Here is a 24,882-nt window from a genome sequence, read left to right on the forward strand (position 1 = left end):
TACAATCCCAAATGGTTTTGACGCGAAGACAGGCAAGCAATCATCAAAGAAATTATCAGGAATAAATGGAGAGTGGAATGAGTGATCTGACCACCACTTATATGGGGCTGTCGCTGCCCAACCCGCTGGTCGTTGCCAGCAGCAGCCTCACCGGATCGGTCGATGGGGTCAAGCGCTGCGCTGCTGCCGGTGCCGGTGCGGTCGTTTTGAAATCCTTGTTTGAAGAGCAGATTTCCCACGAAACGGGGCAGCTCAGCCAGTATGCCGAGTACGCCTCCCACTATGAGGCCTCGCAGTATCTGCAGGGCTACGGGATGGAGCTGGGTCCGCGCGAATACCTGAAACTGGTCGAAGACAGCCGCAAGGCGGTGGATATCCCGGTGATCGCCAGTCTCAACTGCTTTACCACCGGACGTTGGGCCGATTATGCGCGAAAGCTGGAGGCCGCCGGGGCCTCGGCCATCGAGCTTAATGTCGGCCTGATGCCCAACGAGACCGACCAGGAAGGTACCGCCATCGAGCAGCGCTATTTCCGTATCCTGCACGATGTCAAATCCCGGGTGGAGATCCCGGTGGCGATGAAGGTCGGTCCCTACTTCTCCTCGTTTGCCAACTTTGCCGAAAAGCTCTGTCGGGATAGGGCCGAGGGTCCCGATTATACTGTCGGTTGGTGCGGACCCGGCAAGAACAGCGGTAAAATCGTGTGGCGCGGCGCCGACGCCCTGGTGCTGTTCAACCGTTTCTATCAGCTTGATATCGATATCGAGAAGATGAAGCTGGTGGCCGGCAATCCCTACAGCACCTCTGCCGAGATTCATACCTCCCTGCGTTGGATCTCGATGCTCGCCGGAAGACTCGGATGCGATCTTGCCGCCACCACCGGCGTGCACAGCGGCGACGACGTCATCAAGCAATTGCTGGCCGGCGCGCAGGTGGTGCAGCTCTGCTCGACCCTGTACCAGAACGGCAACGAGCAGGTCGGCAAAATTCTTGAAGAGATCAGGGGCTGGATGGATCGCCACGAATTTGAGTCTCTCGATGATTTCCGCGGCCGGCTCAGCCAGGCGCGCAGCTCCAATCCGCGCGGTCATGAGAGGCTGCAGTACATCAAGCTTTTTGTCGGGATCGAGTAGCCCGGCATCACTCTGAATGAAAATCCCACGTACGCCCATGATCCCATGGGATCCCATGGGGTCGGACCAAGATAACTCTCTGGAATAATGTCGAAAAATCAAATTAACACCTCCAAAAATCCCACTATGGCTCGATTTTTGAGGTCAAAATGGAACTCTTTAGCTGTAATGACATGAAATCCTTCGGGGAGGGGAACCCATGGCAAGAGCCAATCGGCATTACATCCCAGGCTGCATCTGGCATATCACCCATCGTTGTCACAAAAAGGAATTCCTTCTTAAATTCGCCCGCGACCGCAGCCGCTTTGTTTTCTGGCTCGGCGAAGCCCGCAAACGCTTCGGAATGAAACTTCTCAACTTCACGGTGACCAGCAATCATGTGCACCTTCTGGTCAAAGACCATGGCTCCGCCGGCAGCATCCCTTCTGCCATGCAACTGATCGCCGGCCGCACAGGACAGGAATATAACCAGCGCAAGCAACGCAAAGGCGCTTTCTGGGAAGATCGCTATCATGCCACCGCCATAGAATCCGGTGAGCATTTACTGCGCTGCCTGGTGTACATCGATCTGAACATGGTCCGCGCTGGTGCCGTCAGTCATCCGCAAGAGTGGGTTCATGGCGGCTACCGTGAAATTCAGGGTCAGCGGCGGCGTAATCGGCTCCTTGATCTTGATGCGCTGGTTGACGCTGCCGGCCTGAGCACTCTGCAAGCGCTGGCCGATTATCATGGATCTTGGGTGGGTGAAGCGTTGCGCACTAATGCCCTGCAGCGCGATGAGGCTTGGACCAGAAGCCTTGCGGTCGGAAGTGAAGAGTTTGTCCTGAAAACCCAACGTCTGCTTGGTGTACGAGCAAAAAGCCGCGCCATCATCGCGAGCGGAGATTGTTGTGTTTTGCGTGAGTCCGAAGAGGGCTATGGCGAGAATTTTCCAGCCCAAAATCAGCCCATAGTAGAGAAAAACACATATTTTTGAGCACAAAGGTTAAGGATGTCAGGCAGTTGGGTTGGTCCGACCCTCTTTTCCTCTTGCTCTTTTCTTCCCTCTTTTCTTCCGCTGCTGAGAAACGAAAGAGCGAAGATGAGGACAAGGATCTGGAAGAGGGGATTACCGAAAGCGAAATTTAAGGGTCGGGCGCCTGCGGTTGTCGGGACAGTTATCCACGCACAGCCCGCAGTTGTGGCACATGGGGTTGTCGCCCTCGGTCATGGGGTCGATCCGCATGGGGCAGCTCTCAATGCAGGTCCGGCACTGGCTGCAATCCGATTCGACCCTGGTGACCTTGATCCCACGCCTGCCCTGCAGCAGAGAGAGGAAGCTGCCGGTGGGGCAGATCAGGCGGCACCAGTATTTGAAAAAGAAGAATTCCAGCACCAGAATGGCGAGGATGAAGGCGATCTCGAAGGTCAATTCATGGAATTTGACCAGCACCAGGGCCTGGGATGAAATGACGCCGGGGGCCGAGATCAGGTTGAGGATGGGGATGCCGGCGATGCCGACCAGCAGGAGGCCGACGCCCAGCACCGTGAAGCGGGTCATGTTCTGGCGGGAGGAACTGCTCTCGTGCCAGGCAGGGGCGTTTGATTTGAGCCCCAGTCGGCCTCGGACCTTTTCCACCATCTCGGTCAGCAGGTAATAGGGGCAGAACCAGCTGCACCAGATGCGGCCGAAGAGGACGGCGATGAACAGCGGGATGACCACCGAGGTCAGCATGAACAGGTTGAAGCTGCGTGAGGTCAGAAAGGCCTGAAAGATCGCCAGCGGGTCGGCCAGCGCCACATCGCCGATATCCATCGAGTAGAAGGTTCCCTTGATGAACGTGATCTCGAAGACGTTGAGCAGGGGAATGATGAAGATCGCCGCAAGAGTCAGCAGTTGGGCGGTGCGGCGTAGGGGCTGAATGCGTTTCACGGGCTACTCCCATCCCTCGATATCGTCCTGAGGGGTGAAATCGCTTTCGAATTCAGGCTTTTTGCCGAACGTGGAAATGGATCCTTTCTTCTCGATCAGCTTCTCTCCCGTTAGTTGGTCGCCGTTTCCCACCAAACGGGAGTGGATGACCTTTGAGCGTTGGTAGTAGAAGCCGGCGCTCTTCTCGTCGCTCATGCCGGTCGGGACGATATTCACCGCCCGTTTCGGATGGGTCGGACACTTCTCCACGCAGATGCCGCACCCCACGCACTTCTCGGTAATCACCGGCAGCAGAAACTTCTCCATCACGATCGCTTCATCGGTATAGGGGCAGACATTGTAGCAGGTGCTGCAGATGGTAGCGGTGCCGCTGACCTTTCCCGTTTCCTCCTCCTTGACATAGATATAATTGAGACAGATCTGCTGGTCGATAACCGCCTTGCCGATGGCGACCTGTTTCGGGTCTTTCAGCGTCGGGTCAAGCGCGCCGGTGGGGCAGACTCCCGGGCATTTCATGCACAGGTAGCAGGCGCGCTCGTCGGCGAAGATGTAGGGCGTGCCGATCTGCAGCTTTTCGTAAAGATCCGCACGCTTGATGCAATTGTAGGGACAGACCTCGATACAGCGCCCACAGCGGATGCACAGCTCCATGAACCTCTCTTCCGCCACCGCGCCCGGCGGACGCAGGCGGTTGAGTTTAAAGAAACCCTTGAAGGGGTTCTGACTGAGGCGGATGCGCAGGTCCTCCCAGAAGCTCATGCATCGGCGCTCCCGACCCTGCGCCGTTTGCCGAATCCGCTCAGGTCCGGTTTCTTGCCGGTGGCGCGGATCTCCTCCACCTCTTCCTCGAAGTGAAAATAGTGGTGCGAGACATCGAGTACCTGAGGATGGGTTTTGATCTGCTGACAGAGATCGTCGAGGGTATGGTCGTTTTCGGTGGTGATGACCACCACCAGGCTGCGCCCGTCCTCGGAGGCGGTATAGAATTCCACCTCAGGATAGGCCTGCAAGGCTTCGAGGACCTCGTCGTAGCTGTTCTCTTCAATGGTAATCAGACTGCCGGCGATAATCATTATTTCACTCCTCGCCCACTTTTCAGATTGGGGTCGCAACTCCCATGACAAGGGACACTTTTCGCCATCCCTGGCCGTTTGATTGGTGCCAAACACCCTTGTCATGGGAGCTGCGACCCCGGGCGCGAACAGGTTTTAAAAAGCCCCGTCCACCGGATGCGAACGGGGCTTTCCGCTCTCAGGCGCTCTCGAACATCGCGTTGACGTCGGATATCACGAATTTATCCGCCACATCCTTCGGCCCCGACAGCCGCTTGATGCGCACCGCCGCCACCTTGTACTCCGGCTCAAAGGAGCCCGGGTCCACCGCATCGTTGCAAATGAAGTTGACCAGCCGCTCGTACTTCTGGTCGTGCATCGGCACGAACAGGATGCCCGGCAGAGAGGCGCTGGTGATCACCGCGGGGAACTCGCAACGCCCGCGGCGGCTCTCCACCTCCACTATGTCGCCGCTGGAGATCTTGTACTTTTGCGCATCCTCCGGATGAATCTCCACGTAGCCGTTGGGATGCGCGCGGGCAATCTCCGGCACACGCATGGTCATAGTGCCGGTATGCCACTGCTCGATGACGCGGCCGGTGGTGAAGAAGAAGGGATAATCGGCATCCGGCTGCTCCTCCGCTCCCTTGTACGGGCGCAGAAAGATGTTGGCTTTCCCCTCGTTGCGGCCATCCATGTAGAAGACGATCTTGCGATCCTTCGGAATCTTCTTGCCGAACATTTCTAGGAAGCCCTGGTGTTCGAACATGGGGTCCATGCCGCGCACATAGCGCTTGTAGGTGCCGGGGTGATCCTCCGTGGGGCAGGGCCACTGCAGGCCGGCTTTGCTCTTCTTTAGCCGCTCGTAGGTTACCCCCCACATGGTGTGGTCGGTGTCTTTGGTCACCGAAATGTAGTCGTGCCAGGCCATCTCGTTGGCCTTCATGGAATCGTCCATGTTCCAGGGGATGACTTTCTCCAGGCCCATACGTTTAGCGATCTGGGCGGCGATCCAGATATCGGCCTTTGCCTCGCCGGGAGGTTCGACGCACTTTTCGGTCAACTGGCTTCTGCGCTCCGAGCAGCCGTACACGCCGCCTTTTTCATAGATGAATGCGGCCGGTAGAATAACATCCGCCAGTTGGGTCGTGCGGCTGGGGAAGATATCAAGCACCACCAGGAACGAATCGCGCATCCCCGGAATATATTTATTCAGGTTGGGCAGCGAGTGGGCCGGGTTGGTGGTACAGATCAGCGCCGCCTTGATTGGTTTGTCGGCGTCGTTTTCTCCGCCCAGGCTCTCGAACATCTTCACCGTGTGGAAGCCGGGCTTGGGATCGATGGTGCCTTCCGGCAGGCCCCACTGCTTTTCGCAATGGGCGCGCCACTTGGGGTCGGCCACCGGCTTAGTGCCCGGCAGCAGGTGCGACAGGGCGCCGGTTTCACGTACGCCGCCGCAGGCGTTGGGCTGCCCTGTCAGCGAGAAGGAGTCGGCGCCGGCAAAGCCGATCTGGCCGGTGATCAGGTGCAGGTTGTGGATCAGGTTATTAGCCCATACCCCGCGGGTGCGCTGATTGAGCCCCATGCACCACAGCGACAGCGTCGCGCCACTGTTGGCAAACCACTCCGCCGCCTTGCGGATGTTGGCCGCAGGGCAGCGGGCGACCTTCTCCACCGTCTCCGGGTCGAACTGCTCCACATGGGCCGCGTACTTGTCGAAGTCGTAGACCTCCTTGCCGTCTGTGACGCGGGTGTTCTCCTCGATGAACTGGCGATCCACCCAGTTGTTCCTGATGATTTCGCGCGCCATGCTGTGGAACACCGCCAGGTCGGTGCCGGGGTCGACCGGCAGCCACAGGTCGGCGATCTTGGCGGTGTTGGTCTTGCGCGGCTCACAGATGATGATCTTTACCTCAGGGTGGTTCAATTTGTGACGCATGATGCGGCGGAACAGGATCGGATGCGCTTCCGAGGTGTTGGAGCCGACGATAAAGAGGCATTTGGCGTTCTCGATGTCGGCGTAGCTGCCCGCCGGTTCATCCGAACCCATGGTGGTCATGTAGCCGCCCACCGCGCTGGCCATGCACAGGCGCGGGTTGCCCTCCACCATGTTGCTGCGTAATCCACCTTTCCATAACTTGTTGAAGGTGTAGGTCTCCTCGGTCAGCGCCTGGCCGGAGCCGTAATAAGCCACCGAGTCCTTGCCGTATTTGTTCCGTAGAGTGGTGAATTTCGAGGTCACCAGGTCAAGCGCCTCATCCCAGGAGACGCGCTTGAAGTTGCCGTCCGCCTGGCGCACCAGCGGATGCTTGAGGCGATCGGGGTGCTCCATGACCTTGTAGGCCAGCATCCCCTTGACGCACAGAAAGCCGAAATTGGTCTTGGCATCCGGATTGCCCTTGATGGCGACCGCGCGCCCGCCTTTCACGCCCACATAAACGCCGCAGCCGGTTCCGCAGAAACGGCACACCCCCTTCACCCAGCGCTCCACGTCAGCGTCCTGCGCCATCGCCCATTTGGGCATGGTGATACCGATGGAAGCCGCCGTCGCGGCCGCCGCCGAATATTTGATGAAATCCCTGCGTGTCAGTCCCATGATCATGCCTCCTGAAGATGGTTACTGGTACTGGTGTCCTTTATGTACGGTAAAAGAATGAGCGGGGTGGCAGGTCGCGCAGGCGATGCCGCTCTCGGCGGTGTTGTTGGTGTACTGCGCCGGGTGGCAGGAGCGGCAGTTCTCGTTGGTGGGGATGCCGGCGAAGTTGTCGGCGTCGCCGTGGCAGATCTGGCATTTGATCATGGAATAACCATGGGCGCTCTGCTGCCACTGCTGGGAGATGTCAGGGGTGGCGTCAAGGTGGCATTCAAGGCAGTCCTGGCTGCCCATGGGGACGGGGTGAGCCGCGCCCTCCTTTTCATGCTCCGCTGCGTTCGCCGTGACCGCGACGGTCACCACCAGGCACAATAAAACCGCCAGCAACCCTATGAATCGCTTTCTCAGGCCCATGTTTGCCTCCTTTATTCAGTTGTTTCCTGGTCGAAAGGTACTCCCTCTTCAAGCCGATGGTTTCATCCATGTATTTTAACCGGGTGTTGGAGAGCTGCAACCGGGGTGGGGCAAAAAGAAATCTGTCCGTCTTTTGAGTGTTTAACCCCGAAAAGCGTTGACGGGATTAACGGGATTAACTTTCCCATGGGGTCGGACCAAGATAACTCTCTGGAATAATGTCGAAAAATCAAATTAACACCTCCAAAAATCCCACTATGGCTCGATTTTTGAGGTCAAAATGGAACTCTTTAGCTGTAATGACATGAAATCCTTCGGGGAGGGGAACCCATGGCAAGAGCCAATCGGCATTACATCCCAGGCTGCATCTGGCATATCACCCATCGTTGTCACAAAAAGGAATTCCTTCTTAAATTCGCCCGCGACCGCAGCCGCTTTGTTTTCTGGCTCGGCGAAGCCCGCAAACGCTTCGGAATGAAACTTCTCAACTTCACGGTGACCAGCAATCATGTGCACCTTCTGGTCAAAGACCATGGCTCCGCCGGCAGCATCCCTTCTGCCATGCAACTGATCGCCGGCCGTACAGGACAGGAATATAACCAGCGCAAGCAACGCAAAGGCGCTTTCTGGGAAGATCGGTATCATGCCACCGCCATAGAATCCGGTGAGCATTTACTGCGCTGCCTGGTGTACATCGATCTGAACATGGTCCGCGCTGGTGCCGTCAGTCATCCGCAAGAGTGGGTTCATGGCGGTTACCGTGAAATTCAGGGTCAGCGGCGGCGTAATCGGCTCCTTGATCTTGATGCGCTGGTTGACGCTGCCGGCCTGAGCACTCTGCAAGCGCTGGCCGATTATCATGGATCTTGGGTGGGTGAAGCGTTGCGCACTAATGCCCTGCAGCGCGATGAGGCTTGGACCAGAAGCCTTGCGGTCGGAAGTGAAGAGTTTGTCCTGAAAACCCAACGTCTGCTTGGTGTACGAGCAAAAAGCCGAGCCATCATCGCGAGCGGAGATTGTTGTGTTTTGCGTGAGTCCGAAGAGGGTTATGGCGAGAATTTTCCTGCCCAAAATCAGCCCATAGTAGAGAAAAACACATATTTTTGAGCACAAAGGTTAAGGATGTCAGGTATTTGGGTTGGTCCGACCTTCTTTTCCCCTCTCTTTTCCCCTCTCTTTTCCCCTCCTACTTGGTGTACGAGCAAAAAGCCGCGCCATCATCGCGAGCGGAGATTGTTGTGTTTTGCGTGAGTCCGAAGAGGGCTATGGCGAGAATTTTCCAGCCCAAAATCAGCCCATAGTAGAGAAAAACACATATTTTTGAGCACAAAGGTTAAGGATGTCAGGCAGTTGGGTTGGTCCGACCCTCTTTTCCCCAACCCTCTTTTCCCCTCTTCAAATGACCAGAACTTTATGCTGGGGCAAGGCTTAGAGCGTGTTCCCGGGAGGGAACAAATTCGCCCTGGGAGGTGGGCCCTGCAAGCAGTCTGTTCCCGTGCGGTTTATTCTGGTAAAATTAGGCGAGATTTGCTTTCCGATGGATTTGATCATGGAACAGGTACAATTTAAACCGATTTCACGGATCAAGACATTTCTGTTGATCGTTCTGCTGACGGTGCTGTTTCTCTTCAACAGCGGTGCGGATCTGGTTTATGAGTCCTGCGCCTTCAGCCTGCTGGTGGGGTACCATTTTTTCACCGATCTGCGCTTTTCCGGGGATCAGATCCGCTCAGCCGGCCTCATGCTGCCGCACCTGGCCGTTTACCTGTCGCTGTGCACCCTGGTCGTCTGGGTCACTACCGAAGATGCGGAAAGCGCCTACTGGGTCATTTATCTGCTGCCGATTGCCGTGGCCGCGGCCAACCTGTCGCTGAAAGCGACGTTGGCAACCTGCAGCGTCGCGACCCTGCTTTTCGCCAGCCTTGTCCCTCACCGGCTTTATTCCGACCCCACTGCACGCCGTGAGGAGTTGCCGGAACTTATGGTCTTCGCTCTCACCTTCTTTCTGGTCGGGGTGCTGATTCAATCCTTTTCCGAGCAGCACCGGCGACAGCTTGAGGTCGAAGTTCAGCTGAATGAAAAGCTGCATCGGCAGAAGACCGAACAGGAAGAATCCCTCGCCCGGCTTGAGAAGGCGGAAGAAACTCTGCGAAGGCGAGAGCGATTAGCGGCACTTGGGGAGATGGCGGCGGGAATCGCCCATGAGATTCGCAATCCCCTGGGGGTGGTGACCTCCTCAGTTCAGCTGCTTGAATCACGGCTGCCCGATCTGAAAGATAACCAGCGTCGCCTGCTCCAGATCATCCTCGAAGAAATCGGCCGCATGAACAGGTTGATTGGCGATTTTCTCAGGTTCAGCCGTCCGGCACAGCCTCACCTTGTTGAAACGGATCTGGCGGCCTTTCTGCGGGACAGGCTCGACCAAATTGCTCCCATGGCGGCGGAGGCCGGCGTCGAGATCAGGCAGGAGCTGCCCGGTCAACCGGTTCCGGTGTGGATCGATGGCGAACTGATGCAGCAGGCCTTTCTAAATCTGCTTCTCAATGCCCTGGAGGCGTCGGAGAAGGGGGACAGTCTTCTGGTCGGTCTTGATCTGCGCAACGATCAGGCCGTCACAGCCATCCGCGATAGCGGCGGCGGGATTGCAGCCGAGGACCTGCCCCTCATCTTCAACCCCTTTTTCACAACCAAGGAGGGGGGCACGGGGCTGGGACTCGCCAATGCCCATCGGATTATTGAAAGTCACAATGGTCAGTTGACTGTCGCCGCAAACCCTGACCGGGGGACAACTTTCACTGTCAAGCTTCCCCTGCAGCCGCCAGACCAGGAGTGAAACAAGATGGCCCATATCCTCGTGGTGGATGATGAAAAAAACTACTGCACCGTTCTGTCCGAATTGCTCGGCGACGAGGGGTTTCGGGTCTCCACCGCCGCAAATCCATATGCCGCGCTTGAGGTGATGAACCGGGAAAATATCGACCTGGTCCTCTCCGATCTGAAGATGCCGGGGATGAGCGGTCTTGAATTCCTGAAGCAGGTTCAGTCCGAAATCGGTGAAATCCCTTTTATCCTCTTTACCGCCTATGCCACGGTGGAGACTGCGCTGGATGCCATGAAAAGCGGCGCGGTCGACTACCTGGTCAAACCCTGCAAAAATGAGGAAATTCTGCTGGCAGTCAAAAAGGCGCTGGGTTACCGTCGCCTGCAGGCCCAGAATGCCGCTCTGCGTCGGGAGCTTGATGTGGAGCGTTCCGGCGGCATCATCGGCAACAGCCCGGCAGTGCGCAAATTGCTTGACGACGTTGAGCGGGCGGCTTCGGTGCGCAGTTCCGTGTTGATTTTTGGAGAAACAGGCACCGGCAAGGAACTGGTTGCCCGCGCCCTTCACCACGCCGGGGCCCGGGCCAAGGAGGCGCTGGTGACGGTCAACTGCGCCGCCTTTGCCGAGAACCTGCTCGAAAGCGAGCTGTTCGGTCATGAACGCGGTGCTTTTACCGGGGCGACTCAGCGCAAGAGGGGGTTGCTCGAAGTGGCGGACGGGGGGACCCTGTTCCTGGATGAGATCGGCGAATTTCCCCTCTCCCTGCAGCCCAAGCTGCTGCGCGCCCTCCAGGAGCAGCGCTTTCGCCGCGTCGGCGGGACGGCGGAAATCGAGAGCGACGTGCGCATCGTGGCCGCCACCCACCGCGACCTTCAACAGATGACTGAGACCGGCGCCTTTCGCGAGGACCTTTTTTATCGCCTCAACGTGGTGGTGCTTGAAATTCCGCCTCTGCGCCGCAGACGCGAGGACATCCCACTGCTGGCGTTGCATTTCCTGCGGCGCAGCGCCCGCGAAATGGATCGGCCGGTGCGCGATCTTGCCCCGGAAACCATCCAGCGGCTGCAGCAGTATTCCTGGCCGGGCAACGTGCGCGAACTGCAGAACGTCATGGAGCGTAGTGTTCTGTTCAGCACGACAGCGGTTCTGAACCCTGCCGATCTGCCGGCGCCGGTGGGGGACGTCGCACAGAATGTCTCACCGGGCGCGTCGAACATTCCGGAATTCGATGCACCATTGCCGGAACTGATGGATCGCATGGAAAAGGAGTTGATCCGCAAAGCCCTGCGCCAGACCGGCGGCGTGCAGGCCCAGGCCGCCGAGCTTCTCGGCATCAGCCGCAGCAACCTGCAGTACAAGCTCAAAAAGCATCACCTGATCTGACTCTTTTTGCCTCTTCTTGTCTTCCCTCCTTTCAATCTGTCTGACCTGTCCTTATCTGCCTGTTCAAGATTTTGTATTTCAAGCCGCAAACCGCCTGCCGAATGTATAAAAATTTATACAAAAAGAAGGCTAAGGCTGAGATAAGTAGTTGTTTTGCCGATTTTATTGCTTGGCAAAGAGTTTGCTTTTGGAAACTGGCTGCTCGGCTCCCGGCGTGCAGCCCAATCCCCAATCGAGGAGTTGATGCAGCGCATGGTTTCCTTTTCCCGTAAAATAAAAGAGTTCTTTCCCCCCGAGGCCCGCTTTGCTGCCGGGCTCTACCTTCTGCTGGCCATTCTGTTTGCACTGCTGCGTACGGTTCTTCTGCTGCGCAACAGCGTGCAGGCGGAACAAATTCCAATATCGATCCTGATGGAAAGCTACCTGGTGGGGCTACGTTTCGATATGGCGATAGCATCCTACCTGCTGATCCCCTTGTTCCTGGCCCTGCTGGTGCTGCGCGGGCGCGGAAAACGCTGGGCGGTGTTTGCCTTCGGTGTGCTGGTGGCGCTTCTGGCGTTGGCCGGGGTGGCGGAGGCGGAGTTTTATCGTGAATTCGAAAGCCGCTTCAACGCCCTGGTGTTTGAATACCTCAGCCATCCTACGATTGTGGGCGGCATGATCTGGGAAGGGTATCCGGTGCTGTCCTATCTGACCGTGTGGATTCTGTTCTGTGCCCTGTGGGGCGGGGCGCTGCGGTGGCTCTACCGTCGGGTTCTGGCGACAGAGAACCGGGACCCAGCTCCGGACAGGGGCATCCGCAGCGTCCTGCTGCGTACCATGGGGGCGACGGTTTTGCTGACCCTGATGGTTTTTGTCTCCCGCGGCGGGTTTCAGAGCCAGCCGCTGCGGTGGGGGGACGCGTTTTTTTCCGAAGTTCCCTTTGCCAATCACCTGGCTCTCAATGGTGTTTTCACCCTGGGGCGCTCGGGGTGGGACAAGATTTACAGCAAGCAGGAAAACTGGGTGAAGGCCCTGCCGGAGGATGAGGCGCTGCAGCTGACCCGCTCCATGGTCCTGCAAAAGGATGAAAAGCTGCTTGACCCCAAGAATTATCCCCTTCTGCGCCAATCTGCGGCAGTCGCCGATGCGCCGCTGGTTGCGGGCGATCGGCCGGTGAACGTGGTCGTCATCCTGATGGAGAGCTTCTCCGCGCGTTTTTCCGGCGTACTGGGTGCGCCGGAGAGCCTCACTCCCGAATTCGATGCCCTGGCCCGTGACGGGATTTTGTTCACCCGGGCTTTCTCCAGCGGAACCCATACTCATCAGGGTGTTTATGCCTCTCTGACCTCGTTTCCCAATGTGCCCGGCTATGAATACCTGATGAAGATGATGGAGGCCAACCAGGAATTCTCTTCGCTGCCGCTGCTTTTCACCCGCCGGGACTATGAAAGCATTTTCCTCTACAACGGGCTGCTCTCCTGGGACAATAAAGAGGGGTTCTTCCGTCAGCACGGCATGGAGCATTTCGTCGGCACCAGCGATTACCGTGACCCGACTTTCGTCGACCCGGTGTGGGGGGTGTCTGACCACGACGTCTATACCCGGGCCAACGAGGAATTCCGCCGACTGAGCCAAAAAGGGCCGTTTTTTGGAACTATCCTCACATTGTCCAATCATTCTCCCTTCAATCTTCCCGAGTCGCTGCCCTTTGAGCGGATCGAAAAAGATGACGGCATGGACGGGCGCTGGAATACCATGCGCTATGCCGACTGGGCGCTGGGGGAGTTTTTCCGCCAGGCCCGCCAGGAGGACTATTTCGACAACACCCTGTTCGTGGTGACCGGCGATCACGGCTTCGCCCATCCGCCCATGATCACCGGCATGCAGCTTGAGCGCTTCCATGTCCCGCTGCTGTTCTACGGGCCGGGACTGCTCGGTACCGAAGGCGAGCGGCGCGACATCGTCGCCAGCCAGGTGGATATCGGCCCCAGCATCCTCGGCCTGCTCGGCATCAGCGACCCGCAGCAGGGGTGGGGGCGCAACCTGTTTGCCGCCGCGCCGGACGATCGCGGATTTGCAGTGGTCAAGCCCTCCGGGGGCGAGGACCGCGTCGCCCTGATCGAAGGCGATTATCTCCTCGAAGTCGCCCCCAGGGAGAAGCCCCGCCTGTACCGCTACGACCTGGGTCATCCGCCAACAGGGAGCGAAAATATCCTTCGCGAACACGAGGCGCTGGCGGATGAAATGGAAAACCGCCTTCATGCCTATGTGGAAACCGCGATCCTTTCGCTGCGCAAGCGCGCCCTGGGAGTGCCGGAAAGTGTCGCCCTTGAACAATCTGCTGATGGGAAAGTTGCGCAGAAGTGATGCCGCTTTCTCTGGACAGAAAAGCATTGACGGGATTGGCAGTAAAAACATAAAACACGAAGGAGCGAAGGTTTAAGATCAAGGCACGCTGAACATTGAAGCGAGGCGGGAAAAATATGAAACCGCTCCACATTATTGTCGCCCCGGATTCCTTTAAGGACAGCCTCTCTGCGGTTGCTGCGGCAGAGGCGATGGAGCGCGGCATTCATGCGGTTTTTCCCACCGCTGAGGTTGTCCATGCCCCCATGGCCGATGGCGGCGAAGGGACCGTTCAGGCCCTGGTTGATGCAACGGGGGGGCAAATTCTTCGCCAGCAGGTGGCCGGGCCGCTGGGCGATCCGGTCGAGGCGCATTGGGGGATTCTCGGCGACGGGGAAACCGCCTTGATCGAAATGGCCGCCGCTTCCGGGTTGGCGCTGGTGCCGCCTGCCGATCGCGATCCGCGGATTACAACTACCTATGGAACCGGGCAGTTGATCAAAGCTGCTTTGGACAAAGGGCTGCGCAGGATCATCGTCGGGCTTGGCGGCAGTGCCACCAACGACGGCGGAACCGGAATGGCGCAGGCTCTGGGAGCTCACTTCCTGGATGCCGAGGGGCGGTCGCTGCCGCCCGGCGGCGCAGCTCTTGCCGACCTCGATCGCATCGATCTGTCCGGCGCCGATCCCCGTCTTCAGGATACCGAAATCCTTGTCGCCTGCGATGTGGACAATCCTCTTTGCGGTCCCTCGGGGGCGTCAGCCGTTTATGGCCCGCAGAAAGGCGCTTCTGCGCAGGTTGTCGCCGAACTCGATCGTGCCCTTGCCTGCTTCGCCGAAGTTGCCCGTCAGACCACCGGCCGTGATATCGCCAACCAACCGGGTGCAGGAGCTGCCGGCGGCTTGGGGGCGGGACTTCTTTTTCTGACCCGCTGTGAATTCCGGCCAGGCATCGACCTCGTGCTGGAAATCGTTGATTTCCCCCACCTCCTGCAGAACGCCGACCTGGTTGTGACCGGGGAGGGGTGTACCGACGCGCAGACCGCCTGCGGTAAGGCGCCTGTCGGCATCGCCGCCCTGGCGGGAAAGCACCAAGTTCCAGTTGTCTGCCTCTCGGGAGCCCTGGGAGATGACAGTGAAGAGGTGTTGAAAAAAGGGGTCGACGCACTGATGAGCATTCCGGCCCGCCCCATGACTCTGGAAGAATGCCTCGATTCCGCAGCGACGTTGGTCGAAGAGGCCACGGCAAGGCTGTTTCGCTGCCTCAAGGTCGGCATGGGGATGCAGCAGAAATCGGGTGCTCAGGAGTAATCCCACCTGTTCGAAATTCGTTAGCAGAACGAGAAATATCAATAAAAAAGGGGTTAGGCAAATTGCCTAACCCCTTGATTTTATTTGGTGGAGCTGATCGGGATCGAACCGACGACCTATGCGTTGCGAACGCATCGCTCTCCCAGCTGAGCTACAGCCCCGTAAGGATGGTCAATTTACTCGAGCGCCTGTTGATTTGTCAAGCTCCCTGATGGCGCACCAGTGCTGACGCATGAAGCGATGACCCGCGCCTGTGCTCAACGCCTCGGCGGGAAATTTGAGGCGTAATGCTGTCCGAATGACCCCAGAGACATCTGCCCCAGGGTGGGCGGAGCTTCTCACGTGCTGTTTCCCCTGATTCAGGGCGTACCTACCCCTTCGCCTGCGGCGATAGGTGTGGTTGACCCTCTTTTATGTCAGCCGTAACTGGAAAGGGGCAGCAATCTGCTCGCGGATCCACGCCTGATTGAGCCACGGACTCGCTATCGTTTCGCGTACCAAGCGGATCAATCCCCGCACCCCGGTCTCCCGAATGATTCTGGCGATCTTTTCCGAATACCTCGCCATGATGTTGAACATGTGCCCCAATTGCATCAGATAATGGAAACCCTTCATCGCGTTCCAATCATGGCTAAAACAGTGCTCGTATTGGTAGCCGTGGTGCTTCTCTACCAGGAAGCCTGTTTCGACCCCCCAGCGCGAGCGTGCGCCCAGATTGCACCGCTCGTGGAGGTTCCATCGGTCGAGGGGCTCACTCGATAGCCAGAGGTGCCGGCTGGTCTTTTCCACCACGTCGCACCCCTGGTTGCCAATCTCTTGCCAGCTCTCCAGACATTCGACGACGTTTACGATCTCCCGCTTCCTGCCGTTCGCCCCGAAGCTGTACTCTATCCTGTTTGCCCATCTGAAACGCTGCTGCCTGCCGCCCCAGGTTTGAAAATGCCGGTTCTTCGGCTCAAGCCGTGCCAGGGCCTGAAATTCCTTCACCGTGCTCGGCAAGGCGTCGTCCTTCAGCACGATCATGTACTGCCATTTGTTCCGGCGGCACAGCTCCATGACTGGCCCGTTCGCATAGAGCCCGTCCAGCAACAACATGATCCGCAGCGCCGGAAACGCCTCTTTGAGCCTCGCAGCCAATCGATAAAAAGCTTTCAGCTCGCAGTCCTGCTTGCTCCTGTGCGAATCTCCTTGCGTATGGCACAGGAACTCGCTCATCAAGGGAATGCTCATCCCGCCGGAAAAGGCGAGATTCGCCTGCAGGACATAGACGTAGTACTGCGTCTGCTCCGCGCTCTGCCCTCTATTGAACGTGCGTTGCAGGCATTCTTCGTCCCAAAGCCAGCCGCGCGCCATCTTCTGCGTACCGTCTACCGCAACGGGATAGCAATTATTGACCAAGTATCGGGAAAACTTCTTGTTTCGTATCCACTTCCGGATCAATTCCAGCTGTACCGACGCGATCTGGTCCACCTCGATTTGTGACAATACCCTCTTGAGGGTGTCATGGTGGGGGGTCTCTTCGAGTTCGGGAAACAGGGCCTTCAGGTTCTCCCAGAGCATCGGACGGCTCATTTCCCTGGTCACCTCCCGCGAGGATGCCATCTGCAGCACGAACGACAGAATTCCCAACATCAGCAGCACGGATAGCTTGTGCTTGGTCTTCTTCGCGGTTCTCGGATCCGGTATCGCCGACAATCGCCTCAAAAGCACCGGCAACTGGCCGCGAAACACCTTGAGCTGCTCCCAGGCCGCCTCGTTGCGGGCAAGACCCTCCTCCTCCACGCTTTTATAGCCGCTCTTGCGGTTGGCGATCGTGGCGTGGGAGGCCCTCTTCAACCCCTCTTCTTCCTGCTTGCGTCCGAGTTCCTTCTGCGCGCGTTTTCTCTGCCTTGCCTTCGCCTTGATCTCTTCGCGGTTCGCACGGCGGCTCGCTTTGCCCATGGCGCCACCCCCTGCCTGCTACGAGCAAAGCGCGCCGCGGAAATCTCCCGCAAGCGGCTTCACGAAGATCTTCTTGGGGGTCGTGCTGTAGCTCTTTCCCCTGCGCGCCAGACCTTGGCCGGTCGTCATCCCCAGGTACTGCCAGTTCGCTGCCAGATAACAGGTCCCTGCATAAAGCTCAGGGTCCACGAACGTTTCCAACAGCAGCGGCCGATATCCCCAACGTTTGTGCCAATCGTCCCCGATGCGCCTTGCCGCCTTCCCTAAGGTGTGGCTTGCCAGGTTTTTCACCTGTACCCAGGGAAACACCAGAAAACGGCTGTTGTTGATGACGAACCCCAGGTTCCTCAGTCGCTCATCCTTGCTCCAGCCGATAAAGCGATCCCGCTCCTGCAACGACTTCGCCGCGCCGCAAAACAGCAGACACCCCAAAAGCCCCCTCTCGCTCTCGATGAAGTAGCGTTGGAAACAGCCGATGGGAGGCGTGTACCCCAGGTAGTGATAGCGGCTCACATACTCGTTCCATAGATCGGCCGCATCCTTGCTGTCCGCCCCTGCCAGCCGAACCGGTCCGATCTCTGCGACGCTGCCTTTTACCGCCGTGGTCGCCTCCGTTCTGCGCGTCGGCTTCGGCTGCTTCTTCAGCCCCGCTCCCGGGGCGATGGTCCGCTTCCGCGGAAGCTTCAGCAATCCCTGCTGTTCGAGCTTCTCCAGTAGCTTCAGGCAGGCATCCCTCTTCAAACTCCCCGAAGCGGTGCGCCAATCCAGGTGCTCACAAATGGTAAATGCCAGTTCGAATCGGCTCAATCCTGAACATGTCGAAACCGTTTCCTGAATCGCCTCCACTTCTTCAGGACCGATGGTTCTCCCGCAGTGAACCAGTTGCTTCCTCTCGTCTCTCATGGCGCAGCCTCCTGGGTGAAATCACAGTCATGCCACGCTACCTTAGCGAAAAGCCGAAGCGTTGTCTAGGGTTGTTTTGCGACAAAATATTTTAGAGTCCCCCCGGAGTAGCGCTGTTTATCGGCGTAGGGAATTTCATGCGTCAGCACTGATGGCGCACGTGGCCTAACGGGAGCTGGATGACGAAGGTGGCGCCCTGTTCGCTGTTGAATACCTCGATGGTTCCCTGGTGGTGTTCGATGATGCGGTGCGAGATGGAGAGGCCGAGGCCGGTGCCGCTTTGCTTGGTGGTGAAGAAGGGGTTGAAGATGTTGCGCAGGCTTTCGGGTGCAATCCCGCCGCCGGTGTCGGCGACCTCGATAGTGACGGCCGGGTCCCCGCGCAGGGTGGAGCAACGCGCGGCGAGGGTAAGCGTGCCGCCGTCGGCCATGGCTTCGCGGGCGTTGCCGATGAGGTTGATCAGCACCTGGCGCAGCTGTTTTTCGTCGCCGATCACAGGGGGTAGATCCGGATCGAGGTTCTGCACGATTTCGATGTTGGATTCAGCCAGTTCGCGGCTGAGCAGATTGAGGGCGGAGCCGATGATCTCGATGAGGTTGCAGGGGGCGAAGCACATCATCTGTCGCTTGGAAAAGGACAGAATGTTGGTGAGCATTTCTTCCACCCGCCGAACTTCACGAGCGATGATGGTGGCATATTCACCGGCGCGCGACCCCTCCGGTACATTTTTGAGCAGACGCTGGGCGAAGCCGCCGACGCAGACCAGTGGATTTTTCAGCTCATGAGCGACAGACGCGGCAATCTCGCCGATCGTGGCCAGTTTCTCGGTTTGAAGAAGGTCCTCCTGAGTGGCGCGCAGCTCCGTATGGGTGGTCCGCAACTGCTGCAGCAGAGCGGCGTTCTCCATGGCGGCGCCGGCCTGGTTTGCAAACAGCTCCAGAAACCGCATCTCCTCCGGGTTGAACAGGTGTTTGCTGCGACTGTTGTCCACCACCAGTACGGCGACCGTTTTTTTTCGTCCCTGGAGGGGAACGCAGATAAATGGCCCCAAGCGCAGAATGCCTGCGACGCTGTCGCGAGGCGAGGGCGCTTCAATCGAAAGAGTGCGGCTGTTGCGAGCGGCCAGAGCGATAGGATTGAAGGGGTCGTCAAGTGCGACACGCTGCTGCTGGACCAGGCGGTTGAAGGCGGAGGTCTTCTGTTTTTGTTGAATCTCTTCAGGGATCAGATGCTCGGTGACGGGCTGCTGGTACAGTGATGGCGCCCATTGCTCAAGCTCCTGCTCGCGCACCACTCCGAGCATTCCCTGCAGAAAGCGGCTGCGTTCATTGATCATAAACAGCAGGGCGCGATCACAGCCGACGCCGTCGGGAACAACCGCGGCAGAAAGAATGAAGTGAACCAGATCATCCATTCCGTGCGCGCCGTGCATGGCTTCGGAGACGTGGTAAAGAAAAGAGATTTCAAGAAGCTTTCGCTGGTTTTCCTTGGAAACGGTGGCCAGTCGGTCGAGAGCTGAAATTCTTCCCCAGGCTTCTGCAACCTGAATCGAGAGATCCTGGAAGAGGCGGCGGTTCATCTCCGGAGAGGCAAAGGGGTTGCTGGTCGGGCTGTTGTCGCTGTAGAGAGTGAGGGTGCCGAGCATCTGGTTGTTGAATACGAGCGGCAGGCACAGGGCGGCAAAAGGCGGCGCGTTTTCCGGGTGTTCCCCTTGAGCGATTTTCTCATCCAGAACAGGGCGTTTCTGCAGGACGACGTCTTTATGCAGGTTGGCCGCTTTTGCAAGAAGAGTCTCGCGCAGGGCGCGGAAATTGGGATCGATTTCAAAAAGAGGTTGCGCACAGGGGGGGGGCGGCTTGTTGTGCTGCACGATAGCGAAGAGCGCCTTGTTCTCTCGGACCAGCGATCCGAGCAGTTCGCGCAGCATTTCATCGACCGTCTGGGCCTGGTTGAGCTGCCGACTGATCTGGGCGACGAAATGCAGATGCTCGGCCTGCTGGATTTTGTGCTGCATCCGTTCGTTGCACAGGGTCATCCAGCCGATCTGGCGACAGATCAGGTCGAGGTCCTCCTTGGCTCCGGCGGGAAGCCGATCCGGTTCGATTTCATGCAGGCAGAGATAGCCGATGGAGCGTTCGAGGCAGTCGACTTCCAGGGTCAGGGTGCCGCCCTGATCAAGGGGGTGCCAGCCTGCCCCGCGGGGCATGCAGCTACGTTGCTCGGGCGAGAAAAAACCCGGGGTGCCGGCACGCAGAATCTGCGGCGGCACTCCGGGCGCAAGCGGCTTGAGATAGAGCGTGGCTTCGCTGATGGGGAGGTGGGCAGTGAGAACCCGTAGCAGTGCCTTGGCCCGTTGCGGATATTCCAGCTCGGGGGTGGCGAGAACTTCGATGATGCGGCGCGGCAGATGCACTTCATCACCGCCCATGACGCCTCCTTGCAGACACCCGATTGCTCTGGCTGTCAGCCGATTTTTTCCTGACGTTCCTGCTCGGTTTTGCAGTCGATGCAATAGGTGGTCACGGGGCGCGCGCGCAGGCGTGCCTCTCCGATCTCTTCCTCGCAGACTTCACAGATGCCGAAGCTGCCGTCGTCGATGCGCTCGAGAGCTTCCTGGATCTTTTTGATCAGTTTGCGCTCGCGATCGCGAATACGCAACTCAAAATTGCGATCCGATTCAGCGGTGGCCAGGTCGGTAATGTCCGGCAGATTGGACTTTTCGCTGGTCATTTCCGACATGGTCTTGCCTGCCTCGCGCAGCAACTCGTTGAGTTGGTTCTGCAGAATCTGGCGAAATTCCTCCAACTTTTCCTTTTCCATGCTCCCCCCGTTGCGGTTGAGTGATTAACGTATCTTAAATATCGGAGTCTGTTCTGTCAAGTTTGATGGCGCCGCAAAAAGCCGCCCTGCGGCGTTACGGCGTTTTTTCAGGATCTCGACATCCCTGATCTTTTTTGCTGCCGCTCTTCACGCCACATGTCGATGAGCAGCAGGGCCACGCCCACGGTGATAGCCGAATCAGCCACGTTGAAGGCGGGCCAGTGGTACTGGTGCCAATGGACATCGAGAAAATCGATGACTTCTCCCAGGCGGATCCGGTCGATCAGATTGCCGACTGCCCCCGCAAAGATCAGGGACAGAGCGAAAGCCGCCAATTTCTTCTCAGCGCCCAGGCGCGACAGGTACCAGAGAATCCCTACGGCAGCGACCAGGCTCACCGTAATGAAGAAAGGGATGCGGTAGGCGCTTTCGGACAGGATGCCGAAGGCGGCGCCCTGGTTGCGCACATAGGTGATGTTGAACAGGTTCTCGATGACCGTCACTGATTCGTAGAGACGAAAGCTCTGATCGATATAGAGTTTGGTCGCCTGGTCGAGTGCCACGATAATCGCGGCGGTAATCGATAAAAGACGCAGATTTGAACTCAAGATTCGTCCCCTGGAGAATGCAGTCAGCTCAGTGCTTCCCGGCAGCGGTGGCAGATGGTCGGATGGGCGTCCCACTCACCGACGCTGGTGGCAAAGGTCCAGCAGCGTTCGCATTTTTCGCCCTCCGCCGGGACGATGGCCACCTGCAGCCCCTCGATGTTTTCGCCGGCGATGCCGTCAGTGATCTCATCGGTCAACTCAACCTGGGATACGATGAACAGGGTGGCCAGCTCATCGCGGTAGCGTCGCAGAAGATCTCCAATCTTCTCACTGTTTCCGGGGGCCAGCAGCACTTTAGCCGCCAGGGAGTGCCCGATGCGTTTTTCATTGCGGGCCAGTTCAAGAGCTTTGGAAACATCGCTGCGCACTTTACGCAGCGCTTCGTAGCGGTTCTCCAGTTCCGGGTCGACATATTGTGACTCAAAGCGGGGGAATTCGACCATGTGGACGCTTTGCTCTTTGGTGCCGGGCAGGTGCTGCCAGATCTCATCGGCGGTAAAGGAAAGCACCGGCGCGATCAGGCGGGTCAGCGCATCGAGGATGCGATAAATGGCCGTTTGGGCGCTGCGGCGCGCCGTGCTGGTAGCGGGCGTGATATAGAGGCGATCCTTGAGGACGTCAAGATAGAAGGCGCTCATGTCCACGGCACAGAAGTTGTGCACCGCGTGGTAGAGCACATGGAACTCGTAGTCCTCGTAGCTTTTTTCGACCCGGTTGACCAGCCCCTCAAGACGCGAAAGGGCCCAGCGGTCGATCTCCAGCAGCTGGTCGTCGGCGACCTGGTCCGTCTCGGGGTTGAAATCGTGAAGATTGCCGAGAATGTAGCGCGCCGTGTTGCGGATGCGGCGGTAGGCATCCGAGAGACGCTGCAGAATCTCCGGGCTGATGCGGATGTCGTCGCGATAGTCCTGGGCGGCGACCCACAGGCGCAGGATCTCCGCGCCGTATTTTTTGATGACCTCTTCCGGCGCGATGACATTTCCCGTGGACTTGGACATCTTCTTGCCCGCGCCGTCCACCACGAAACCGTGGGTAAGGACCGCTTTGTAGGGAGCCAGATCGCGGGTGCCGACAGCGCACAGCAGTGAGGAGTGGAACCAGCCGCGATGCTGGTCGCTGCCTTCCAGGTAGAGGTCGGCCGGCGACTGCAGTCCGTCGCGCGCCTCGAGCACGGCGGCAAAGGAAACCCCGGAGTCGAACCAGACATCGAGGATGTCCTGCTCGCGGGTGAAGCTGTCGTGTCCGCAGGCGGCACAGCTTGTGCCTTCAGGCAGCAGTTGCGCGCTGTCCCATTCGAACCAGATATCGCTGCCGTGCTGATCGAACAGGTCAGCCACATGATGCATGGTGGGACCGTCGGCCAGCGCTTCGCCGCACTTTTCGCAGTAGAAGACGGTGATCGGCACACCCCAGCTGCGCTGGCGGCTGATGCACCAGTCGGGGCGATTTTCGATCATGCCGTAGATGCGCTCCCGGCCCCAGCGCGGAATCCACTGCACCTCGTTAATGTGGTCGAGGCTTTTGCGCCGCAGATCGCCATGGGCCATGGAGATGAACCACTGCTCGGTGGCGCGGAACAGAATCGGCTTCTTGCAGCGCCAGCAGTGTGGATAGCTGTGAGTGACCTGCCCCGCATACAGCAGCGCTCCGACTTCTTTGAGTTTGTCGATGACGGCCGGGTTGGCGTCCTTGACCTTCATTCCGCCGAACAGTTCCAGGTCTTCCCGGTAGCGGCCGTAATCATCGACCGGATTGTAGACGTCGAGTCCGTAGCGCAGGCCGACGATGTAGTCATCCTGGCCGTGGCCCGGGGCGGTGTGGACGCAGCCGGTCCCTGCCTCGAGGGTGACATGGTCGCCCAGGATAACCAGCGAGTTGCGGTCGTAGAAAGGGTGGCGGCACTGCTTGCCCTCGAACGCCGCGGCGTCGAATGTGGCGAAAATTTCATAGTCCGCAATGCCGATTTCCTTCATGACGGCTTCAACCAGTCCTTCGGCCATCACCAATCGCTCTTCACCCGTGTCGACGGCGACATAGTCCAGGCGCGGATTGAGACAGATCCCCAGGTTGGCGGGAATGGTCCACGGCGTGGTGGTCCAGATCACGAAAGACAGCGGCTTGTCGCCCAACTGAGCCAGCTCCGCGGGGAGCGAATCGTTGAACGGGAATTTGACGTAGATGGTGGGGGAGGTGTGGTCGGCGTATTCCACTTCGGCTTCTGCCAGGGCTGTGACACAGGAGGCACACCAGTGAATCGGCTTCTTCCCCTTGTAGAGGCCGCCTTTTTCGGCAAAGTGGGCCAACTCCCGGGCGATGGTGGCCTCGTAGCCGGTATGCATGGTCAGGTAAGGGTTGTCCCAGTCGCCCAGCACGCCGAGGCGTTCGAATTCCTGACTTTGGATATCCACCCACTTCTGTGCGTATGTGCGGCACTCGCGGCGGATTTCAGCCTTGCTCATCTCCTTTTTGGCAGAGCCGAGCTGTCCGTCGACCTTGAGTTCGATCGGCAGGCCGTGGCAATCCCATCCCGGAACATACGGCGTGTGAAAGCCCTGCATGCGTCGGCTTTTGATGACGATGTCCTTGAGTATCTTGTTCAGCGCGTGGCCGATATGCGTGTGGCCGTTGGCGTAGGGGGGGCCGTCATGCAGGATGAACAGGGGGCGATCCGCAGTTGCTTTCTCGATCTGTGCGTAAAGATCGGTCTGCTGCCAGCGACTGAGAATTTCCGGTTCACGCTTCGGCAGATTGCCGCGCATGGGAAACTCGGTTTCAGGCAGATTGAGGGTGTCTTTATAGTCCATGCCGTTCCTCCCGGGGTTGGGCGAAAAATCGAAGCCCACAAAGTAGCAAAAACAGGGGATATGTCAAGGTAAAAGGCTGTTTCGCGGGAGGTTTGGCGACGGGAGAGGTAGGGCGGGCGGCGGGCCGGGTTTTTCTGCGGCCGCCGCCCGATCGAAGGTTTTATGCCTGGGGTTGTGCCTGTTCTTCCAGCATGTTGAGGCTGCGGCGCAGCAGGGTTGAGATGCTGGTGCCGTGCATTTTGGCGATTTCCTGGAGGGTTTCCATCTCCTGGTCGTTGATGCGGCAGGAAATAATGTAACGCTTGGGGTTTTCAACTGTCTTTCCCATAATTTTCGTCTCCCTTCTTACGAGCTATTGTTGAGTTTAAAACTCTAGTGTGTCGTTTTGTTCCGTATACATAATGCAAAACAATTGCCAATATTGCCAAGGTTAGAGGAATATATTTATAAAACATGTAATAACAGTGACTTGTGAGGTTGTTCGGTTTTGCGGACATAGGTTCTCTGAAATATCTGCTGAGGCAAAATGACACAATTGTTGGTGCGGGACGTCAATTGGCTACAGGTACTGAGTCACAGGTGACACATTTGCGGCATGATTGGGTTTAATTGGCTCGAAAATCGTTTATTTCTGGTGTGCCTTTTAATGGTAGCCGTGATTTTGCGATGTTTTTCAGTGAAATAGCCGAGCAAAACTGTGCCACATGTTTTTTATGGCACAGTTTTGGGTCGAATTGGCCCCTTCAGGGCATTTGCTTGATTTGCCCGTCGAATGTTTTAAACTTTGCGTGGCCGGTTTATTTAAGACGCGGGACAAAGCACCCTTGACGGGGCATTGCCGACAAGGGCACGGGGGAGAG

At 58.1% G+C, this 24,882-nt stretch carries 19 protein-coding genes and 1 tRNA gene; 7 read left to right on the top strand and 13 right to left on the bottom strand.

What is annotated here, in order from left to right; genetic code table 11:
- The first annotated feature begins 77 nt into the window (after positions 1-77).
- Both GSUB_RS01640 and GSUB_RS01645 read left to right on the top strand, forming a co-directional pair.
- Positions 78-1,133: a dihydroorotate dehydrogenase-like protein gene (locus tag GSUB_RS01640; protein ID WP_040198904.1), complete on the top strand. Its 1,056-nt coding sequence runs from the start codon at positions 78-80 to the stop codon at positions 1,131-1,133.
- 199 nt (positions 1,134-1,332) lie between these two features.
- The gene (locus GSUB_RS01645) at positions 1,333-2,109 is read left to right on the top strand and encodes a transposase (RefSeq protein ID WP_040198905.1); all 777 of its coding nucleotides are present in this window, start codon (positions 1,333-1,335) and stop codon (positions 2,107-2,109) included.
- Positions 2,110-2,241: 132 nt separating this feature from the next.
- On the opposite strand, the gene GSUB_RS01650 is transcribed toward GSUB_RS01645, so the two are convergent.
- The 5 genes from GSUB_RS01650 to GSUB_RS01670 all read right to left on the bottom strand — a co-directional run bounded on the left by GSUB_RS01650 (position 2,242) and on the right by GSUB_RS01670 (position 7,104).
- Positions 2,242-3,045, bottom strand: a complete 804-nt coding sequence (locus GSUB_RS01650; RefSeq protein ID WP_040198907.1) for a 4Fe-4S binding protein — start codon at positions 3,043-3,045, stop codon at positions 2,242-2,244.
- Between the two features lie 3 nt (positions 3,046-3,048).
- Complete coding sequence (locus GSUB_RS01655) at positions 3,049-3,804, bottom strand: 4Fe-4S dicluster domain-containing protein (protein WP_040198909.1); 756 nt, start codon at positions 3,802-3,804, stop codon at positions 3,049-3,051.
- Entirely contained in the window at positions 3,801-4,118 is a 318-nt protein-coding gene (locus GSUB_RS01660) for a chaperone NapD (protein ID WP_040198911.1), read from the bottom strand. Before GSUB_RS01660 ends, GSUB_RS01655 begins: the two co-directional genes overlap by 4 nt.
- Before the next feature lie 178 nt (positions 4,119-4,296).
- Positions 4,297-6,693: a molybdopterin oxidoreductase family protein gene (locus GSUB_RS01665; protein ID WP_040198913.1), complete on the bottom strand. Its 2,397-nt coding sequence runs from the start codon at positions 6,691-6,693 to the stop codon at positions 4,297-4,299.
- 21 nt (positions 6,694-6,714) lie between these two features.
- Positions 6,715-7,104 (bottom strand): cytochrome c3 family protein, encoded by a 390-nt coding sequence (locus tag GSUB_RS01670; protein ID WP_040198914.1) that lies wholly within the window; start codon positions 7,102-7,104, stop codon positions 6,715-6,717.
- 330 nt (positions 7,105-7,434) lie between these two features.
- On the opposite strand from GSUB_RS01670, the gene GSUB_RS01675 reads away from it, so the two are divergent.
- The 5 genes from GSUB_RS01675 (at position 7,435) to GSUB_RS01695 (ending at position 14,946) form a co-directional block, all read left to right on the top strand.
- The gene (locus GSUB_RS01675; protein WP_040198905.1) at positions 7,435-8,211 is read left to right on the top strand and encodes a transposase; all 777 of its coding nucleotides are present in this window, start codon (positions 7,435-7,437) and stop codon (positions 8,209-8,211) included.
- Between the two features lie 442 nt (positions 8,212-8,653).
- Positions 8,654-9,937 (top strand): sensor histidine kinase, encoded by a 1,284-nt coding sequence (locus tag GSUB_RS17790; protein ID WP_158414021.1) that lies wholly within the window; start codon positions 8,654-8,656, stop codon positions 9,935-9,937.
- A 6-nt stretch (positions 9,938-9,943) separates the two neighbouring features.
- Positions 9,944-11,308, top strand: coding sequence for a sigma-54-dependent transcriptional regulator (locus tag GSUB_RS01685; protein WP_040198915.1), 1,365 nt, complete (start codon positions 9,944-9,946; stop codon positions 11,306-11,308).
- A gap of 153 nt (positions 11,309-11,461) precedes the next feature.
- Positions 11,462-13,657, top strand: coding sequence for an LTA synthase family protein (locus tag GSUB_RS01690; protein ID WP_144401910.1), 2,196 nt, complete (start codon positions 11,462-11,464; stop codon positions 13,655-13,657).
- A 116-nt stretch (positions 13,658-13,773) separates the two neighbouring features.
- A complete protein-coding gene (locus tag GSUB_RS01695) occupies positions 13,774-14,946 on the top strand; it encodes a glycerate kinase (protein ID WP_040201918.1) in 1,173 nt (390 codons plus the stop codon).
- An 85-nt stretch (positions 14,947-15,031) separates the two neighbouring features.
- On the opposite strand, the gene GSUB_RS01700 is transcribed toward GSUB_RS01695, so the two are convergent.
- From GSUB_RS01700 to GSUB_RS01735, 8 genes are all read right to left on the bottom strand, one after another.
- Positions 15,032-15,107, bottom strand: a tRNA-Ala gene (locus tag GSUB_RS01700).
- Between the two features lie 250 nt (positions 15,108-15,357).
- Positions 15,358-16,887, bottom strand: coding sequence for a transposase family protein (locus GSUB_RS01705; protein WP_052464355.1), 1,530 nt, complete (start codon positions 16,885-16,887; stop codon positions 15,358-15,360).
- Positions 16,888-16,905: 18 nt separating this feature from the next.
- Positions 16,906-17,790 (bottom strand): Druantia anti-phage system protein DruA, encoded by an 885-nt coding sequence (locus GSUB_RS01710; protein ID WP_052464357.1) that lies wholly within the window; start codon positions 17,788-17,790, stop codon positions 16,906-16,908.
- A 142-nt stretch (positions 17,791-17,932) separates the two neighbouring features.
- On the bottom strand, positions 17,933-20,218 hold the full coding sequence (locus GSUB_RS17795; protein ID WP_052464359.1) for an ATP-binding protein: 2,286 nt from the start codon (positions 20,216-20,218) through the stop codon (positions 17,933-17,935).
- Between the two features lie 35 nt (positions 20,219-20,253).
- On the bottom strand, positions 20,254-20,610 hold the full coding sequence (gene dksA, locus GSUB_RS01720) for an RNA polymerase-binding protein DksA (protein ID WP_040198917.1): 357 nt from the start codon (positions 20,608-20,610) through the stop codon (positions 20,254-20,256).
- Positions 20,611-20,717: 107 nt separating this feature from the next.
- Positions 20,718-21,218, bottom strand: a complete 501-nt coding sequence (lspA, locus tag GSUB_RS01725) for a signal peptidase II (protein ID WP_052464361.1) — start codon at positions 21,216-21,218, stop codon at positions 20,718-20,720.
- 23 nt (positions 21,219-21,241) lie between these two features.
- Positions 21,242-24,022: an isoleucine--tRNA ligase gene (gene ileS / locus GSUB_RS01730; RefSeq protein WP_040198919.1), complete on the bottom strand. Its 2,781-nt coding sequence runs from the start codon at positions 24,020-24,022 to the stop codon at positions 21,242-21,244.
- A gap of 160 nt (positions 24,023-24,182) precedes the next feature.
- Positions 24,183-24,350, bottom strand: a complete 168-nt coding sequence (locus tag GSUB_RS01735) for a DUF6290 family protein (RefSeq protein WP_040198920.1) — start codon at positions 24,348-24,350, stop codon at positions 24,183-24,185.
- Positions 24,351-24,882: the final 532 nt, after the last annotated feature.

Source organism: Geoalkalibacter subterraneus (assembly GCF_000827125.1).
In the GTDB taxonomy this organism is placed as follows: Bacteria; Desulfobacterota; Desulfuromonadia; order Desulfuromonadales; family Geoalkalibacteraceae; genus Geoalkalibacter_A; species Geoalkalibacter_A subterraneus.